The sequence below is a fragment of the Staphylococcus sp. FSL H8-0121 genome (assembly GCF_038008425.1).
Lineage (GTDB): Bacteria > Bacillota > Bacilli > Staphylococcales > Staphylococcaceae > Staphylococcus > Staphylococcus pasteuri.
On record NZ_JBBOZB010000002.1, the window covers coordinates 849,869 to 867,343 of the forward strand.

A 17,475-nucleotide genomic window follows, 5' to 3' on the forward strand; every position below is an offset into this window, starting at 1 on the left:
CACTCCTTAGTCAAAATTATTATAAAATTGTTGAATTACATGGTCTTGAATAGTATTATCAAACTGATTATTAGTAAATAAATCGATATAAGTATGATCTAGGTCATACCAAGATTGTGCTTCATGTCCCGCTAATATTGGATAAAAATGAACATGATTGTCTTGAGCTGCTTGTAAATCTCCTCTGGCATCTCCTAATACTAAAATATGGCCAGATTTGTAAAATGGTTTTAGTTGGTTAATACAATGCTTTTTAGTGCCTGCTTCTTGCGCAAATATACTTGAAAGAAATGGTGTAAGTTCATGCTCTGTCCATTCAGTTTCTACTGCTTTTAAATTGGCAGATGATACAATAACAATATCTGCATCTTTATGTGCATGTTTCAAAGCAGAATGTACATTATCAAATGGACCTATACTAGGTAATTTCACGATTAATTCATTTACTCGATTAGACCAATCTAAAGCTAAGCGTAGTCCTTTCTTTTCTGGATACGCTTTCATATCTTGTTCTAATTGAGGATTAGAAAATGTTGAAGTGTTGTCTACCCATTCTTTAATGTCTTGATAGCCGTCAACTGTACGACCTTGCTCATGTAATTCTGTGAGCATTTTTTCCAGACCTTGAAATCGATTAATACCTCGTGTGATTTCATATAGGTTAAATTGGTTCCAACGTTCTAGTACTTCGTCTTTTATATCGTCCAAGTTCCAAATATCAAGTAGAGCTGGACCAAAAGCACGTTCATGTTTAATTGTCATTGTATCCATACCGCAACCATCAGAATCTACACAAATGAGATAGTCATGTTGAGGTTGAAAATGTTCTAGTGAATAATTCAAATTTTTCAATCCTTTCCATTCTTTTTATAGTCTTAAGTGAAGGTGATTATTATGTTGAATCAACAAATTTTTGATGTTTTAAAAGTACATGCGTTTGAATTATTAATGGTTGATATAAATCATTATGATTTATTAGATTTAAAAAATGTTAGCAACCACTTAAAGTCTCCTTTTACCAATACTAAAAGTAAAAAATACAAATTAGAGTTAAAGAAACTTTTGGAAGATATGAAAAGTGATTGTATTTATCATTATGTGAACCAATTTGATGTTAATTTTTTATTATTTAAGTATAGAAAGTATAATCGAGTTGTCATTCTTGGTCCGTTTTTACATCAGAGACCTAATGAAAAAAGGTGCCATGAGATGTTACAACAAGTACAAATTAAATATTCTAAATTATCAATATTAAAACAATACCTTTTGCAAATACCAGTATGTCAATATAGCCAAGCGTTAAAGATGGCTCATTTAACAGTACGATATTTGAAAAATAGAAATGTACATTATAAAGTTGAAAAAATAGATTTTAGTTTTCATCGTAATCCTGAATCACATGCACATGATAAAGAGCAATATGAAGATACATTTAACAGAATCAAAACAGCTTATGACATTGAGAATAAGATGCTTACAGCTATTCAAAACGGCAATGTCGATGAAGCATTAAATTTATATTCTGTGATGGTAGTTTCGGTTTCCGGTATTAGACGTGTCAAAGATGATTTATTAAATCATAAATACAAAGCCTATCTGCTTAATACGCTATGTCGTAAAAGTATAGAAAAAGCAGAAGTGAATTTACTCATCATCAATGAACTGTCAGCATATTATGCTGCTAAAATTGATGATGCTCAGGATGTCGAAACATTAGGTGTGCTTACGAAACAAATGATTTATGATTATGCGCGTGCGGCATTAAATGTAAGATCTTTAAATTATAGTTCTAATATCAACACCGTTATTCAGCATATAAAAATTAACTTAGACCACCCGATACATCTAGAAGAATTGGCTGATTTAGTTGGGTTGGCGCCGTCATATCTTTCAAGATTATTTAAGAAAGAAACGGGACAGTCTATGTCTCAATATATTATGAAGGTACGTGTTGAGAAGGGGCGAGAATTATTAATTAATACGCCTATGACAATTGAAGAAATAGCAAACTATGTAGGTTTTAAACAACAAGGCTATTTTTCAAAATGTTTTAAAGAGCAGTATCAACTTGCGCCCTTAGAATATAAAAAATCTCACAATGACGAAAACGATGAAAAAGTTACATAACGTAAATGTTTATGTTTTTCTTTAACTTTTACATTACATGTTAAAACTATCATTCATTTTTATTTTTCACTAGCTAAAGCCAAGGAAAAATTTAAAAATAGTTGATTTTTCTGAAAATGATGTCAAAATTTTATAAAAGACTTAAAAAAATTACAAAAAATCATATAAAAACATGCTTTTTAAAGATAAATGAGTGCTACGAAATATGTCGCTCACTGAATTCACACTGAAAATGAGCATATTTTAAAAACCCTTTGATACCAACTCTTTTTAAAGATTGGATGAGAGGGTTTTTATTTTTTGTTAATTCCTAGTAACTTACACTGAATTGACGTTTTCTCATTTGGAAATATAGTGAAGTTGGGTTGGCGAAGAAAAAAACTTTTTAAATAGCAAGGAGCTGAGTAAATGAAAAAAGCAGAGATATTAAATCGTTTACATGAAAATTACCTTGTAGCTGTTGTAAGAGGTAAAAGTAAAGATGATGCGATCGCAGCTGTAAATCAAATGATAGAAGGCGGTATTTACAATATCGAAATTACCTTCACAACACCACAAGCTGAAGAAGTTATTCAATATTTAAATCAACATCAAACACATGACGATGTAGTGATTGGTGCAGGTACAGTTTTAGATAGTACTACCGCTCGATTAGCTATTTTAAATGGAGCAGAATATGTAGTTAGTCCACACTTTGATCCTGAAATTGCTAAAATGTGTAACCGTTATTCAATACCATATTTACCAGGTTGTGGATCAGTCACAGAAATTGTTCAAGCAATGGAAACAGGTGTTGATTTAGTGAAATTATTCCCTGGAGATTTATTAGGAGCTAATTTTATTAAAAATATACATGGACCTATTCCACATATTGAATTAATGCCATCTGGTGGCGTGTCATTAGATAACATGGAAGACTGGTATCAAAAAGGTGCGTATGCAGTTGGAATTGGTAGTGCATTAATGAAAGGTTCCAAAGACGGTAACGATTCAGTTATCAAAGAAAACACACAAAAATTTGTCGAAAAATTCAAAAAAATAAGAGGGTGATGAGATGTCATTCATCACATTTGGCGAAATTTTAATGCGATTAAGCACACCGAATCATCAAACCTTCAATCAAGCTCAATCATTTGATACGTACTACGGTGGCGCAGAAATGAACGTCGCCATTGGATTATCAGGATTAGGCATTGATACTGCGATGATTAGCGCTGTACCTAACAATGATTTAGGAAACCAAATCATTCAAAATTTAAAACGGTATAACGTTGATACAAAGCATGTTAGCCAAGCAGAAGGAAGGTTAGGACTCTATTTTACTGAAAGTGGATATGCACAACGCGCACATCGACTTATCTATGATCGTCAAATGAGTACATTTAGTCAATTTTATCATCGTGATGATGATATCGAAGTAATACTAAAGGGACATGATTGGTTCCACATAACAGGTATTACAGCTGGTTTGAATAACGAGCTATTACAATTTTTGAAAAAAGCTGTAAAAGTAGCCAAAAAGCTAGGTCTATTTGTAAGTTGCGATTTGAATTTTAGAGCTGCTTTATGGGATTTTGAAACAGCTAGAAAAGAAATGTCAGACATATTATATGATGTGGATTTAGTCTTCGGTTATGAACCAATTGCTTTGCCAGACAATGAAGGACATGACCAAAAAGATGGATTAGATAGAATGGCTGACATTGAGGAAATACAACCATATTTAGAACAAATTCACGATAAATACAATATTAAATATATTGCGTTTGTACAGAGAAAAATTTTTAGCCATAAAAGAAACCGCTTACAAGGATTTCTATCTACACAGAATCAGATAGTAAAAACTGATCCTATAGATGTCGATATATTGGATAGATTAGGAACTGGGAATGCATTTAGCGTAGGTGTCATTTATGGGATTATGCAGAAATGGAATTTAGCAAAAATTGTTGAATTTGGAATTTATAACATGAGCTATAAACACAATATATTTGGTGATTTTAGTTATGCAAGTCTAGAAAATATTTACGCGTCTATTCAAAGTAACCGAGACATTAATAGATAGAAAGAAGGCACGATTATGGGAGACACAGTTGAAAAAAGAGAAAGTAGAAAAGTTAAAAAACTTAATCATATTGCAGAACCTGCTTTAGGATTTAAAGAAAAGTTATCATACGGTTTTGGTGACTTAGGTAACGGTATGATGTTTGACATGGGACAAATTTATTTAATGATGTTCTTTACAGATATTTTAGGTATTTCAGCATTTTATGGTGGTCTTGTATTTTTGGTAGCAAAGATATTTGATGCATTTGTTGATACTGGTGTAGGTACTATCGTCGACTCACGACGTAATATTGGTCCCAAAGGTAAATTCAAACCATTTATTTTATATGGAACTGTACCATTAGCAATTGTAACGGTCTTATCATTTACTGCACCCGATTTTAGTTATACAGGAAAAGTAGTGTGGGCATTTGCTACATACTTACTATTCAATGCCGCATATTCAGTTGTTAACATTCCTTACGGTTCATTATCTGCTGCTATGACAATGAACTCAGATGATAGAACACAATTGTCTGTATTTAGAAACTTAGGTTCACAAAGTGCATTATTTATAGCAGGAATTGTCGTTATACCATTAGTATCAAAATTTGATAACCATGCTATAGGTTATCCAGTAGTTGTTGCTGGATTAGCAGTATTCGGTGTTATATTCCATTTGATTTGCTATAAAGGTGTTAAAGAACGTCACGTTGTTGAACGTCCTAAAGAAAAAGGTCTTAATAAAAAAGCATTCTTTAACTTAGTGAAAAACGAAGCATTTGCAGTATTAGCAATCTTTACATTATTAACAATCATGTCAATGTTCTTAATTCAATCTTGTCAGCTTTACTACTTTAAATATGTATTAGATGAACCTAATTTAGTAGGTTTAGTAAGTACATTGAACTTTGTTGTATTATTACCTGCATTATATGCAACAACACTTATTAGTAAAAAAATGGGTAAAAAAGCAACAGCACTTATCGGTATTGGTGGTTTTGTAGTATTCGAATCTATAAATTTCCTATTATTTAGTGAAAACCACATCATGTTCTTAGTAATGAATACTATTGCACAATTCTTCTTAGTTATTCCAAACACTGTTATTTGGGCATTCATTGCTGACGTTGTGGAATACGGACAATGGAAATTTGGATTACGTTCTGAAGGTATTACGTATTCTAGTTACAGTTTCACAAGAAAAGTATCACAAGCACTTGCAGGATTTGTACCTGGTTTAGCTTTAACATTAATAGGATACAAACCAAATGTAGAACAATCAGCTGGTACAATTCAAGGTCTTAAAATATTATTCTTCGCAGTACCGGCAGTGGCTTGTTTACTTGCATTAATTATCTTCTTCATATGGTATCCATTAACAGATAAACGACATAAACAAATTGTTAAAGAACTTGCATTAAGAGAAGAAATATAAGGAGTGAAATGAGCATGGCTTTTATTAACGAAGACTTTATGCTAGAAAATGAAACAGCTAAACACTTGTATCATGATTTCGCGAAAGAAATGCCGATTTACGACTATCATTGTCACCTAGATCCAAAACAAATTAGTGATAATGTTAAATGCGATAATATTGCTGACTTATGGTTAAGTGGTGACCATTATAAATGGCGTGCAATGCGTGCACAAGGTATTGAAGAAAGATACATTACTGGAGACGCTGAACCACTTGAGAAATTTAAAAAGTGGGCTGAAGCATTAGAAAATTCAATTGGTAATCCACTATATCACTGGTCACAATTAGAATTAAAAATGTACTTTGAAATTGAAGACTTATTAACAAGTGACAATGCTGAAGAGATTTATCACCGAGCAAATGATTATTTAAAAGAACATAACGTGACGACACAATCATTAATCACTAATTCAAATGTTAATTTGATTTGTACAACTGATAACCCAACAGATGACTTAAAATATCATGATGAAATTAAAGAACAAAACGATTTTAAAACTGTAGTCTTACCAGCGTTTAGACCTGATGATGTGTTCAAAGTTGGTGACAAAGCATTTACTGATTTAATACAAAAATTAGAAGGCTTAACACATAAAATAGATAATCCATCTCAATTTGTAGATGCGTTAAACCAACGTATTCAATACTTCCATGACAAAGGCAGACGTCTTGCTGACCATGGTTTAGAAGAAATACATTTTGAAAGTTATACAACACAAGATATTGAAGCAATCTTCAATAAGGCTATAAATAATGAAGACGTTTCAAAATGTGAAGCATTCCAATTCCAAACATTTATTTTGAACGAATTAAGTAAAGCCTATCATGAACATGGTTGGGTAATGCAAATTCACTTTGGCGCTATCCGAAATAACAATACTAAAATGTTTGAACAAGTGGGTAGAGATGCTGGATTTGATTCTATCCGAGATCAAGACAACTTAGCGTATCATTTAAACGCAACGTTAGACATGATGGAACAAGGTAATCATTTACCAAAAACGATTTTATATAATTTAAACCCAATTTATAACGATATTGTAGGTTCTACGATTGCAAACTTCCAAACTGAACCTGGCATTCAAAGTAAAGTTCAACACGGTGCTGGTTGGTGGTTTAATGATACAAAACGAGGTATGTTACGCCAAATGTCATCATTAGCAGACCAAGGATTGTTAATGCATTTCGTAGGTATGCTAACTGATTCAAGAAGCTTTATTTCATACTCAAGACATGATTACTTTAGACGAATTTTATCTACATTTATTGGTGATTTAGTAGAAAAAGGTGAAATTCCAAATGATGATCAATTGTTACAACGAATGATTGAGAACATCTGTTATAACAATGCATATCATTATTTCAAACTTATTTAGGAGGACAATACTATGAAAATGTCATTTAGATGGTATGGGAAAGATGATCCCATTAGCTTAGAATATATTAAACAAATACCAGGGATGAAAGGTATTGTAACTGCGATATACGATGTGCCAGTTGGAGAAGTATGGCCATTAGATAAAATCAAAGCATTAAAACAAGAAGTAGAAGATGCAGGTATGGAAATATCTGTAATTGAAAGTGTCCCAGTACATGAAGATATTAAATTAGGTAAACCGACAAGAGATAAATATATTGAAAATTATTGCCAAACTTTACGTAATTTAGGACAAGTTGGTATTAACACAGTATGTTATAACTTTATGCCAGTATTTGACTGGACAAGATCTCAACTAGATTATCGCTTAGACGATGGATCTACATGCTTAATTTATGATGAGAAAGATGTTGAAAAAATGAATCCACTAAGTGGTGAATTATCATTACCTGGTTGGGATTCAAGTTATACAAAAGAAGACTTAAATCAATTATTTGAAGATTATAAACAAGTGGATGAAGAAAAATTATGGGAAAACTTAAATTACTTTATTCAAAAAGTCATTCCGGTTGCTGAAGAGGAAGACGTTCTAATGGCGATACATCCGGACGATCCACCTTGGAATATCTTTGGCTTACCACGTATCATCACTAACAAAGAAAACTTAGAACGATTCATTAACTTATATGATTCTAGAAGTAATGGATTAACAATGTGTTCTGGTTCTTTAGGTGCAGATAGAAAAAATGACTTTGTAGATATGTTACGTTATTTCGGCCAAAAAGACCGTGTTCATTTTGTACATGCACGTAATGTTAAATTAATTGGTGACAAATCATTCCAAGAATCTGGTCATTTATCTGAAGATGGATCTATTGATATGTATGAAGTCGTTCAAGCAATGTATGATTTCGGATATGAAGGACCAATTAGACCTGACCATGGACGTATGATATGGGGCGAAACAGGTAAACCAGGTTATGGATTGTATGACCGTGCCTTAGGTGCAACATATTTAAATGGGTTATATGAAGCAGTTAGTAAAACTAACAAATAAACTAAAGGAGAAATCAATTTATGAAATTACCTTTCAATATAGATTTAACTAACAAAGTAGTAGTAATTACAGGCGGAACAGGCGTACTTGGAAGTGCGATGTCAACAGCATTAGCACAAAGTGGCGCTAAAGTCGCTATGGTTGGAATTGCAGATGATAATAATGGTTTAGTTGATCAAATCAAAGCATTAGGTGGAGAATCTAAAGTATTTTTAGGAGACGTCACTAAAAAAGCGGACATGGAAAGAGTAAAACAAGAAGTTAATGAAGCTTTCGGTAGCGTTGATATTTTAATCAATGGCGCTGGCGGAAATTCTCCAAAAGGTACAACTGATGATGAACGTTTTGAAGGCCAACTTGATCAAGAAGGTAAGACATTCTTCGACTTAGATGAAAAGAGCGTAGGATTTGTGATGGATCTTAACTTCTTAGGTACATTTATTCCTTCACAAGTATTCGCAACTGATATGTTAGATAAAGAAGAAGCATCAATTATCAACATTTCATCTATGAACGCATTTACACCATTAACTAAAATTCCTGGTTATAGTGGTGCTAAAGCAGCAATTAGTAACTTTACACAATGGTTAAGTGTTTACTTCTCTAAAACTAATATTCGCGTCAATGCGATTGCACCAGGATTTTTATTAACAAAACAAAATGAAGCATTATTATTAAATGAAGACGGAAGTTACACTGATCGCTCTAGAAAAATCATCAATGCGACACCTATGGAGCGCTTTGGTAAACCAGAAGAACTTATTGGTGCATTATTATTCCTAGTAAGCGAAGAAGCATCTAGCTTTATAAATGGTGTAGTATTACCGATTGATGGAGGATTTAACGCATATTCTGGTGTTTAATGAATAGGAGGAGCTTAAGTTGTTATATCCAATATTTACAGAAACAAGACAACTACTTGATTTATGTGGAACATGGAAATTTAAATTAATTCAGCATCAAGAGAAAATTGATGTAAGCCAACCTTTAGATACAGATGAGGTAATGGCTGTTCCCGGTTCATTTAATGATCAAGGTGTGATTCAAACTATTAGAACTCACGTAGGTGATGTATGTTATGAACGCGACATCATTATTCCTAAACATCTAAAAGGTGAACGCATTGTATTAAGATTCGGCTCTGTGACACATCATGCTAAAGTTTATATCGATGGTCAAGAAGTCGTGACACATTCAGGTGGATTCTTACCATTTGAAGCGGATATTTCTGATATCGCTACTGTTGGTGCACACCGTTTAACAGTTGTTGTGAACAATGTTCTGACACACAGTACATTACCTGTAGGAAACTATAGTGAACGTACAGATAAAGACGGCAATGTGACACCTGTCAATGTACCTAACTTTGACTTCTTTAACTACTCAGGTATTCATCGCCCAGTGAAAATTTATTCAACACCTCAAACTTATATTGAGGACATTGTTATTAATCCTGAAGTAAAAAGTGAATCACAAAGTATTGTGAATTACAAAGTGAGCACACAACAACACGGTGATCAAATCGACAAAGTTAAAGTAACTGTTTTAGATGAAGAAGGAACAGTAGTCGCTGAACATGAGGGTACTGAAGGTCAGATTACTATTGAAAATCCACGTCTATGGGAACCATTGAATGCTTATTTATACAATATGAAAGTAGAATTATTAAATGGTACTGAGTGCGTGGATGTTTATACTGAACGTTTTGGTATTCGTTCAGTTGAAGTGAAAAACGGTCAATTCTTAATTAATAATAAGCCATTTTACTTTAAAGGATTCGGTAAACACGAAGATACTTTTTATAATGGACGTGGCTTAAATGAATCAGCTAATGTGATGGATATTAACTTGATGAAATGGATTGGCGCAAACTCATTTAGAACATCACACTATCCTTATTCAGAGGAAATGATGCGTCTAGCTGATGAACAAGGTATTGTTGTGATTGATGAAACAACTGGTGTTGGTATTCATCTTAACTTCGCAGTCGAACTTATTGGTGATGCCGAACAACAAGATACGTGGAAAGATATTCAAACACATCAAGCGCACAAAGAAGTGATTGAAGGATTAATTGAAAGAGATAAAAATCACGCATGTGTAGTAATGTGGTCTATTGCGAATGAACCAGCTTCTAATGAAAAAGGTGCGAAAGAATACTTTGAACCATTTATTAACCTAGCAAGAGAAAAAGATCCACAAAATAGACCAGTGACAATTGTTACAATTCTAATGGCGCAACCAGATGTTTGTGAAGTACAAGATTTAGTTGATGTACTTTGTCTCAATAGATATTACGGTTGGTATACACAATCAGGTGATTTAGAAAGTGCTAAAGAAGCATTGGATAAAGAATTATCTGAATGGTCTAAGCGTCAACCTAATAAACCAATTATGTTTACAGAGTATGGCGCTGATACAGTTGCAGGTATGCATGCGATTGATGATCAAATGTTTACAGAAGAATATCAATTAAGATACTATAAAGCCAATCATGAAGTGATGGATCAATATCCTCAATTTATTGGTGAACAAACATGGAACTTTGCTGATTTTGAAACATCAAATGGTATTATCCGTGTTCAAGGTAATAAAAAAGGTATCTTCACTCGTGATCGTAAGCCAAAAGCTATCGCACATTACTTTAAAGAGCGTTGGCATAATATTCCAGATTTCGGTTATAAATCATAATCGAACTTAAACCCAAACCTTAACGAAGAGGTATAATGTAAGCTAAAAAATATAAAATATAAACAGACCAACATATAAAACCAACTAAAGCCCCCAACTTTAGTTGGTTTATTTTTTATGTACTGTTTTAAATCGACTCTCCTCCCAGGGCACAGTTTCAGCCGGAAATACTACACAGATAAACCCGTGAATATTTCTAGGGTCTACAACTAGTACGGTTCCTTCGGGAGTCTCGCTATAAATATGTCGTATTAGTCTATAGATTTATTTTTAAATACTGAATACTATTTTAATCATTTTAAAGAACTATATGAATTTTCTAGTGTTTCATTTTTAATTATTGTTTTAATTTAAAATAATGATGCTTGTTAATAGGCTCTTTCTGGTAAATGTGAATAAGATTTTGGTAAAATGTCAACAATGAGTAAATAAAAATTTAGTCACTAACTTTTCATGTTAACTCAATTGATGAGTGATTTATCCATGATGTTATGGGTGAGGAAACGTTGATTTATTCATTAATGATGAAAACATGACATACCTATATATAAATGAGAAGGAGATGAATATGTCTTATGTCTAGAATCGTTTTAGCTGAAGCATATCGTACACCAATTGGCGTTTTTGGAGGTGCATTTAAAGACCTACCTGCCTACGAATTAGGAGCAACTTTAATACAACACATTTTAAAAACAACAAATATCGATCCTAAAGAAATTAATGAAGTTATCTTAGGCAATGTTTTACAAGCTGGTCAAGGACAAAACCCTGCACGAATTGCGGCGATGAAAGGTGGCTTACCAGAAACAGTACCATCATTTACAGTTAATAAAGTATGTGGATCAGGTTTGAAATCTATTCAACTTGCGTATCAATCTATTCTAGCTGGCGATAATGAAGTCGTACTCGCAGGCGGTATGGAAAGCATGTCACAATCCCCAATGCTAATGAAAAATGCGCGCTTTGGATTTAAAATGGGGGACCAAAAATTAGTCGATAGTATGGTAGCAGATGGTCTAACGGACGTCTTTAATGACTATCATATGGGTATTACAGCTGAAAACTTAGTCGACAAATATAACATTAGTCGTGAAGCTCAAGATGAATTTGCAGCTCAATCCCAACAAAAAGCAGAAGCAGCACAAAATAGTGGCGCTTTTGACGCAGAGATTGTGCCAGTTGAAGTACCACAACGTAAAGGTGAACCTCTAGTAGTATCTCAAGATGAAGGCGTTCGCAAAGGAACAACAGCGGATAAATTAAGTCATTTAAGACCAGTCTTTAAAAAGGATGGCTCAGTGACTGCAGGTAACGCTTCAGGCATTAATGACGGTGCATCTGTGATGTTAGTGATGACTGAAGATAAAGCTAAAGAATTAAACATCAAACCTATCGCAGTGTTAGATGGTTTCGGTACAAGTGGTGTTGATCCTTCTATTATGGGCATTGGACCAGTTGAAGCGGTAAACAAAGTATTACAACGTACAAATAAATCAATAGATGACATTGATGTATTTGAGTTAAACGAGGCATTTGCATCACAAGCCTTAGCTGTAAATCAAGAACTTCAATTACCTGAAAACAAAGTTAATACAAAAGGTGGCGCAATTGCATTAGGTCATCCTATCGGCGCATCAGGTGCACGTATTTTAGTAACACTTTTACATCAATTAAACGAGGACAAACAAACAGGACTTGCTTCATTATGTATTGGTGGCGGACAAGGTATCGCAACAGTCGTGTCACGTTATCAAGATTAAATAGAGATATCAATTATGGTTTATTAAGGAAATAGGGGGAGAAGATATTTATATGTCCTCTCTCTAAATAGTATTAATAAATTAGAAACACTTTCGTTGAATTTATAATAAAATAAATTTAAACGGAGGTGTTTTTATTATGACCGTAGTTTCTTATTCATATGCTAGAAAAAATTTTAGAAGTCTGATAAATAAAGTGAATACTGATTTAGATTTTGTGACTATTACTACTAATGAACATAATGCTGTATTGATTTCCGAAAATAATTATAATGCCATCATGGAAACATTGTACTTACAACAATCACCGGCCAACGCTAAACATTTAGCTAAATCTATAGCTGATTTAGAACGTGGAAATACTACAGAAATAGATATGGATTCAAATGAATAATAAAAAAGGGAGTATCTATGATTTGAGATACTCCCTTAATTAGTTGTTATTGGTTTTTAGACACACGTCTGAACGTTAATAATGAACCTACAGCTAATAAAATAGCTGCTACTGTTGTAACGAATGTTGTATTAGATTGTCCTGTTTCTGGTAATGCTTTCGCTTGAGATTGTTCTGGAGTATTGCTTTGAGTTGCATCATTACTATTTGTAGCTTGTGTTTGTTGATCGTTTTGTTGAGTATTTACTGTATTGTCAGTCGCTTTTTCTGATTGATTATTGTTTTGAGTAGCTACATTATTGTCAGTCGCTTGTTGTTGGTCATTACTTTTTGAATTATCAAAATCATATTTACCTAATTTATAAAATTCAGCATCAGAATCATCGTTTGATGCTAAAAGACCTGAACCATTTTCTACAGTTCCGTCTTTATATACTCTGATAGCACCACCGCCAACATTAGAAGCATTATGATAATTTAAAAGATAATAGTCTCCTTTATCTTGCGTTTTGTCGAACTTAACTCTGTCAGGATTGCCACCATTATTTTGCCAAACTGATGTAGCAATAGATTGAACGTTATTACCATTTAATTGGTATTCAGATGCATTTGCATCATGTGTATTAACTCCTGTAAATAATAAAGTTCCTGCTAATGTTGTTGCACCTAATATGGTTAATTTTTTCATTTAAAAACACTCCTCTTTATTTTTGTGATTTTTATTTATATTTCACAGTGATGATTAATCGTAAAATATAAATTTAGATAAATAGTTCGTCATGGTTTTTAACCTCCCAATACAGGTTTTTTAAAATGAAATAAGATAATGATTTATAAAATGAAAGACACCATAAATACAGTGATTAATGGTGCCTATACATAGAAGTTTATAAATTGTCGAATGAATGATCTTCTTTGTCTTTCTCTTGTTTGCCAGAATCGGTATCGTTATAATCAATGACTTTAGTTACGTCATCTTTGTCATCTTTAGTGACTTTAGTATTTTTTGGTACTTCAACTAATGTTAATTCTGAAATATATTGATCAATTTTAGGTTGATTGTCATTATCAACATCACTCGTTAATTTCGCAAATCCGGCAAATGTTTTACCTTTATATTCAAATGGCTCGATTTCGTAGTCTGACGATTGAGGGAAGTTACTTTTTAAGCCATCTTCATCAATTTTGTTATGGTTAGATAGCCAATCTGTTTTTTCTTCACTAATGTCACCACTCATATCCATTTCTCTTTGATAATCGGCTAATTGCACGTCTTCTTTGAGAGCGTCACCTTTTTTAGTGTATAAAATAGTTTTCAAATCAGAAGGCTCGTATTTAATGTTGACTTTATTTTGGTCATCATTAATGCCATGATTCATCTCATATTCTGTTAGCTTAGTTAATTTACGGTCAATATCCGAAACATCAGTACTAACGAGTTGATCAAAACTTACTTGATCATTGATTTTGTCGCTATAATTGTAACCTTGTCCGTCTTTAATATAGCCAATATTAGTGATACTGAATTTTTTCAAACTATCTTTTGGATGTTTGATGAAATCGTTGTTAGATACTTTTTCACTTGGAACACTATCGTTTTTTAATGTAACGATTAATTGTTCTTTTGGATTGTCTAATAATTGTTTAAGTTGAACAGTTTTAGTTGAATGATGTGAACTATCCTGAGTTTGATGTTTGTCTGATTCCGTTTTATGACTTGAGTTAGACTGACCGTCGTCTTGATGTGATGTACTACAAGCTGTTAATAGTAATGTTGCACCTAATATACTTACTAAAATTCTTTTCACTATAAAAAACATCCTTTGAATTTAAAATATTATTTCACACGTGTGAATGTAGTTTCGTCATCTGCTGCTTCACCGGGTTCTTCGGTAACTGTAAGTGTGTCATCTTTGACTTTAACGTAAGCTGTTTCACCTACCAATTTGATCTTAGCTAAATCTTTATGGTCTTCATCGTCTTTAATCGTTCCTTCAACTGTAGATCCTTCAATGTTAACTTTTAATTTATCGTCTTTAACTGTCAGTTCTTGACCTTCACTGTTTTTCCATTTTCCTTCAGCTTGTTTTGCGGGGCCATTAGAACAAGCCGCCGCAAAAGTAATTAGTAAAGTTAATAGTATTAGAATTTTTTTCATGTGAGGAATCTCCTTTAAATTTTGTTTAATATATAATTATTTTGTAATTTCCATAGTTCTTTGCTAAATGTCTCAATTAATGTTTGAGGTGACACCATACGTATAGAATGTCGATACATGAAACAGAGGTTAAGCGCATCAGATTCTGATATCGCAAGAACCACAGTGATTGTTTGACGCGTTCTTTGAATGGTATACGTTTCATATTGTTTGTTTAATTGTCTATAGAGTTGATAAGTCATTTCATAAGTTACATTGATATAAGTAGGGTCATCGTCTTGGGTGAATTGATGTGATAAATAATAATTACATGTTGATTTTTCGTATATTATTGTTTGATTATGTGTATTTAAAAATGACTTAATATCTTTAATATCTCTTTGAATTGTTCGTTCATTTGTATTAAAAAATTCAGCCATATGTTTAACGTTCACGTGATGGTTAGATAACAATTTTTTATAAATAGATAAAATTCTTTTTGTTTTGTACCCCACAGTGTCGTGCCCTCCCTAGCCATATTATATTGAAAAAGTTGCTTGATAATTGTCGTTTCAATGATTTTGTAGATATGGATTTAAAACACTTTATCATGATGTTTTGAGTGTTTTAAGTTGGTAGAAATAAAAATAGAACCACTGACAAAATGTGTCGTGGTTCTAGTCGTCTTAGTAATGATTGATTTGTGATTATGGTGGGGCACTGTGTTTTATTAATAGTTCAATATAAACTTGAATATATGTCATGTCTCTTCCTCCTTTTTTACGTATTCAAGTTGTAAACTAAGAAACAATTGAAAATTGTTTCTCTTGAACTTGAACTTTGGAATGAACAAAGTTTCATTTGGAGGAGGGGATAGGGATGTGTTGCAGTATAAGGAGAGAACGTGCAGTTAAAAATTATTTTTTCTTTGAAAAAATAATTTCGATTTTGGTTTAGTGGTGTGTTGATTTATGAATTGTCGAATGAAATTGAAAGGGTTATTAATGTATTTAAAAAGCCCCAAAGGTGGATTGAATATCCACCTTTGGGGTGATTGCTTTCGTATATCTCCTTAAATGTCTAAATAATATTGTTATCCTTTAAAAATATAATCCATTAATTGATTAATTGTAATTAATTTTAAAATTCAAATTAAAAGGATTACAATTATATATAGATAATAAATTTTAGAGGTGTTGTTCGTGAATATTAAAATTACTAAAATACTAGAATTAGTGATTTCATGGATTACGTTATTTATCATTGGTACGGATTTATTTGTCATATCGCCTTTGTTGCCAAACATTCAACAAAATTTTGATATCTCTAAATATGAAGCTAGTTGGTCTGGGACAGTATTTTCAATTATGTATGCTATCATGGCTCCAATATTTGGGATATTAGCGGATAAATGGGGGAAAAAACGTAATATAGTCGTTGGTTCAATCTTCTTTGCGTTATCTAATTTTTTAACGTTTTTAACTCCAAACTTTGTATTACTGTTAATTAGTAGAATTATTGCTGGTACCTCTGCGTCTATGATTACATCTTCAGTGTTTGCGATAACAGGGGATCTCGCACCGTCTTCTAAAAAAGGATTATGGCTATCCATAGCAACTTCTGGATTTTTAACTTCAATTTGGATTGGTGCTCCACTAGGAAATCTTTTAAGTAACATTACAAATTGGAGAACTGTATTTTTATATCTTTCAATAGCTTCGATCATCAGTGCTATTTTGATCATATTTATATATCCAAATCATATTAATTCTGGAAGTGCTCGTCAGCTTGATGCTAAAACACTTTCTCCTATTATCAAAGATGTTGTTGTGACTACATTTTGGGCATTTGCGATTTACGGTTTATACACTTATTTAGGCAGTGCACTACGAGATATTAATCATTTAAATTCAAGTATTGTGGGTGTTGCCTTTGTATTTTATGGTGTTGGTGCACTTGTAGGTAGTCTACTAGGTGGCGTACTTTCCGATCGCTTAAAAAATAACACATTGATTTCTAGCACATTTATCGGACTAGCCATTGCTTTAGTGCTAGTAGGGATTACGTTTAAAAATATCTATCTAGTTTATCCTTTATTAACATTATTAGGTATAAGTGGTTATATTGTATTTTCGGCCTTTCAAGCCTTTATATCTAAGCGCCATCGTGAAACATCCGGCAGTGCCATGTCATGGAATCAAACAGCAATGTATTTAGGAATCACATTAAGTTCTGTCGTTGGAGGCATTTTAATAGAAAACAGTCATATTGTATTACTAACACTATCATGCGCGTTATCAGCGGTATTAGGAATGATTTGGTTTAAATCTCGAATAAAACATAGCTAATATGTATAGCGGACTGTTTTAGAAAAATAGATGATTTTTTTGAAAAGTGAATACGGC

At 32.7% G+C, this 17,475-nt stretch carries 16 protein-coding genes; 11 read left to right on the forward strand and 5 right to left on the reverse strand.

Annotated features, from left to right (window positions below):
• Positions 1 to 6: 6 nt before the first annotated feature.
• Positions 7 to 843, reverse strand: coding sequence for a hypothetical protein (locus LFT63_RS09465; protein WP_029056617.1), 837 nt, complete (start codon positions 841 to 843; stop codon positions 7 to 9).
• 51 nt (positions 844 to 894) lie between these two features.
• Here LFT63_RS09465 and LFT63_RS09470 point away from each other — a divergent pair, with 51 nt between their 5' ends.
• The 10 genes from LFT63_RS09470 to LFT63_RS09515 all read left to right on the forward strand — a co-directional run bounded on the left by LFT63_RS09470 (position 895) and on the right by LFT63_RS09515 (position 12,933).
• Positions 895 to 2,127, forward strand: coding sequence for a helix-turn-helix domain-containing protein (locus tag LFT63_RS09470; RefSeq protein ID WP_029056616.1), 1,233 nt, complete (start codon positions 895 to 897; stop codon positions 2,125 to 2,127).
• A 408-nt stretch (positions 2,128 to 2,535) separates the two neighbouring features.
• Positions 2,536 to 3,177 carry a bifunctional 2-keto-4-hydroxyglutarate aldolase/2-keto-3-deoxy-6-phosphogluconate aldolase gene (locus LFT63_RS09475; protein ID WP_029056615.1) on the forward strand — a complete coding sequence of 214 codons (642 nt, stop codon included), beginning with the start codon at positions 2,536 to 2,538 and terminating at the stop codon, positions 3,175 to 3,177.
• 4 nt (positions 3,178 to 3,181) lie between these two features.
• Complete coding sequence (locus tag LFT63_RS09480; RefSeq protein ID WP_340768897.1) at positions 3,182 to 4,192, forward strand: sugar kinase; 1,011 nt, start codon at positions 3,182 to 3,184, stop codon at positions 4,190 to 4,192.
• 15 nt (positions 4,193 to 4,207) lie between these two features.
• Positions 4,208 to 5,611: a glycoside-pentoside-hexuronide (GPH):cation symporter gene (locus tag LFT63_RS09485; protein WP_029056613.1), complete on the forward strand. Its 1,404-nt coding sequence runs from the start codon at positions 4,208 to 4,210 to the stop codon at positions 5,609 to 5,611.
• Positions 5,612 to 5,625: 14 nt separating this feature from the next.
• Positions 5,626 to 7,029, forward strand: a complete 1,404-nt coding sequence (gene uxaC, locus LFT63_RS09490) for a glucuronate isomerase (RefSeq protein WP_340768901.1) — start codon at positions 5,626 to 5,628, stop codon at positions 7,027 to 7,029.
• A 12-nt stretch (positions 7,030 to 7,041) separates the two neighbouring features.
• Entirely contained in the window at positions 7,042 to 8,088 is a 1,047-nt protein-coding gene (gene uxuA / locus LFT63_RS09495; RefSeq protein ID WP_046467332.1) for a mannonate dehydratase, read from the forward strand.
• Positions 8,089 to 8,108: 20 nt separating this feature from the next.
• On the forward strand, positions 8,109 to 8,951 hold the full coding sequence (locus LFT63_RS09500) for an SDR family oxidoreductase (RefSeq protein ID WP_029056610.1): 843 nt from the start codon (positions 8,109 to 8,111) through the stop codon (positions 8,949 to 8,951).
• Between the two features lie 19 nt (positions 8,952 to 8,970).
• Positions 8,971 to 10,779, forward strand: a complete 1,809-nt coding sequence (gene uidA, locus LFT63_RS09505; RefSeq protein WP_046467333.1) for a beta-glucuronidase — start codon at positions 8,971 to 8,973, stop codon at positions 10,777 to 10,779.
• A gap of 575 nt (positions 10,780 to 11,354) precedes the next feature.
• Positions 11,355 to 12,539 (forward strand): acetyl-CoA C-acetyltransferase, encoded by a 1,185-nt coding sequence (locus LFT63_RS09510; protein WP_029056608.1) that lies wholly within the window; start codon positions 11,355 to 11,357, stop codon positions 12,537 to 12,539.
• Between the two features lie 139 nt (positions 12,540 to 12,678).
• On the forward strand, positions 12,679 to 12,933 hold the full coding sequence (locus LFT63_RS09515; RefSeq protein ID WP_029056607.1) for a type II toxin-antitoxin system Phd/YefM family antitoxin: 255 nt from the start codon (positions 12,679 to 12,681) through the stop codon (positions 12,931 to 12,933).
• Positions 12,934 to 12,979: 46 nt separating this feature from the next.
• Here LFT63_RS09515 and LFT63_RS09520 read toward each other — a convergent pair whose 3' ends face one another.
• From LFT63_RS09520 to LFT63_RS09535, 4 genes are all read right to left on the reverse strand, one after another.
• Positions 12,980 to 13,621 carry an LPXTG cell wall anchor domain-containing protein gene (locus tag LFT63_RS09520; RefSeq protein WP_029056606.1) on the reverse strand — a complete coding sequence of 214 codons (642 nt, stop codon included), beginning with the start codon at positions 13,619 to 13,621 and terminating at the stop codon, positions 12,980 to 12,982.
• A gap of 199 nt (positions 13,622 to 13,820) precedes the next feature.
• Entirely contained in the window at positions 13,821 to 14,741 is a 921-nt protein-coding gene (locus LFT63_RS09525; protein WP_117239372.1) for a membrane lipoprotein lipid attachment site-containing protein, read from the reverse strand.
• Positions 14,742 to 14,770: 29 nt separating this feature from the next.
• Entirely contained in the window at positions 14,771 to 15,091 is a 321-nt protein-coding gene (locus LFT63_RS09530; protein ID WP_017637593.1) for a hypothetical protein, read from the reverse strand.
• A 14-nt stretch (positions 15,092 to 15,105) separates the two neighbouring features.
• Entirely contained in the window at positions 15,106 to 15,585 is a 480-nt protein-coding gene (locus LFT63_RS09535; RefSeq protein WP_340768916.1) for an HTH domain-containing protein, read from the reverse strand.
• A gap of 687 nt (positions 15,586 to 16,272) precedes the next feature.
• Here LFT63_RS09535 and LFT63_RS09540 point away from each other — a divergent pair.
• Entirely contained in the window at positions 16,273 to 17,418 is a 1,146-nt protein-coding gene (locus tag LFT63_RS09540) for an MFS transporter (protein ID WP_340768918.1), read from the forward strand.
• Positions 17,419 to 17,475: the final 57 nt, after the last annotated feature.

Excerpts from the sequence above, each read along its gene's own strand:
- LFT63_RS09470 (WP_029056616.1), top strand. The coding sequence starts at position 895 with ATGTTGAATCAACAAATTTTTGATGTTTTAAAAGTACATGCGTTTGAA.
- LFT63_RS09475 (WP_029056615.1), top strand. The coding sequence starts at position 2,536 with ATGAAAAAAGCAGAGATATTAAATCGTTTACATGAAAATTACCTTGTA.
- LFT63_RS09480 (WP_340768897.1), top strand. The coding sequence starts at position 3,182 with ATGTCATTCATCACATTTGGCGAAATTTTAATGCGATTAAGCACACCG.
- LFT63_RS09485 (WP_029056613.1), top strand. The coding sequence starts at position 4,208 with ATGGGAGACACAGTTGAAAAAAGAGAAAGTAGAAAAGTTAAAAAACTT.
- uxaC (WP_340768901.1), top strand. The coding sequence starts at position 5,626 with ATGGCTTTTATTAACGAAGACTTTATGCTAGAAAATGAAACAGCTAAA.
- uxuA (WP_046467332.1), top strand. The coding sequence starts at position 7,042 with ATGAAAATGTCATTTAGATGGTATGGGAAAGATGATCCCATTAGCTTA.
- LFT63_RS09500 (WP_029056610.1), top strand. The coding sequence starts at position 8,109 with ATGAAATTACCTTTCAATATAGATTTAACTAACAAAGTAGTAGTAATT.
- LFT63_RS09510 (WP_029056608.1), top strand. The coding sequence starts at position 11,355 with ATGTCTAGAATCGTTTTAGCTGAAGCATATCGTACACCAATTGGCGTT.
- LFT63_RS09515 (WP_029056607.1), top strand. The coding sequence starts at position 12,679 with ATGACCGTAGTTTCTTATTCATATGCTAGAAAAAATTTTAGAAGTCTG.
- LFT63_RS09520 (WP_029056606.1), bottom strand. The coding sequence starts at position 13,621 with ATGAAAAAATTAACCATATTAGGTGCAACAACATTAGCAGGAACTTTA.
- LFT63_RS09530 (WP_017637593.1), bottom strand. The coding sequence starts at position 15,091 with ATGAAAAAAATTCTAATACTATTAACTTTACTAATTACTTTTGCGGCG.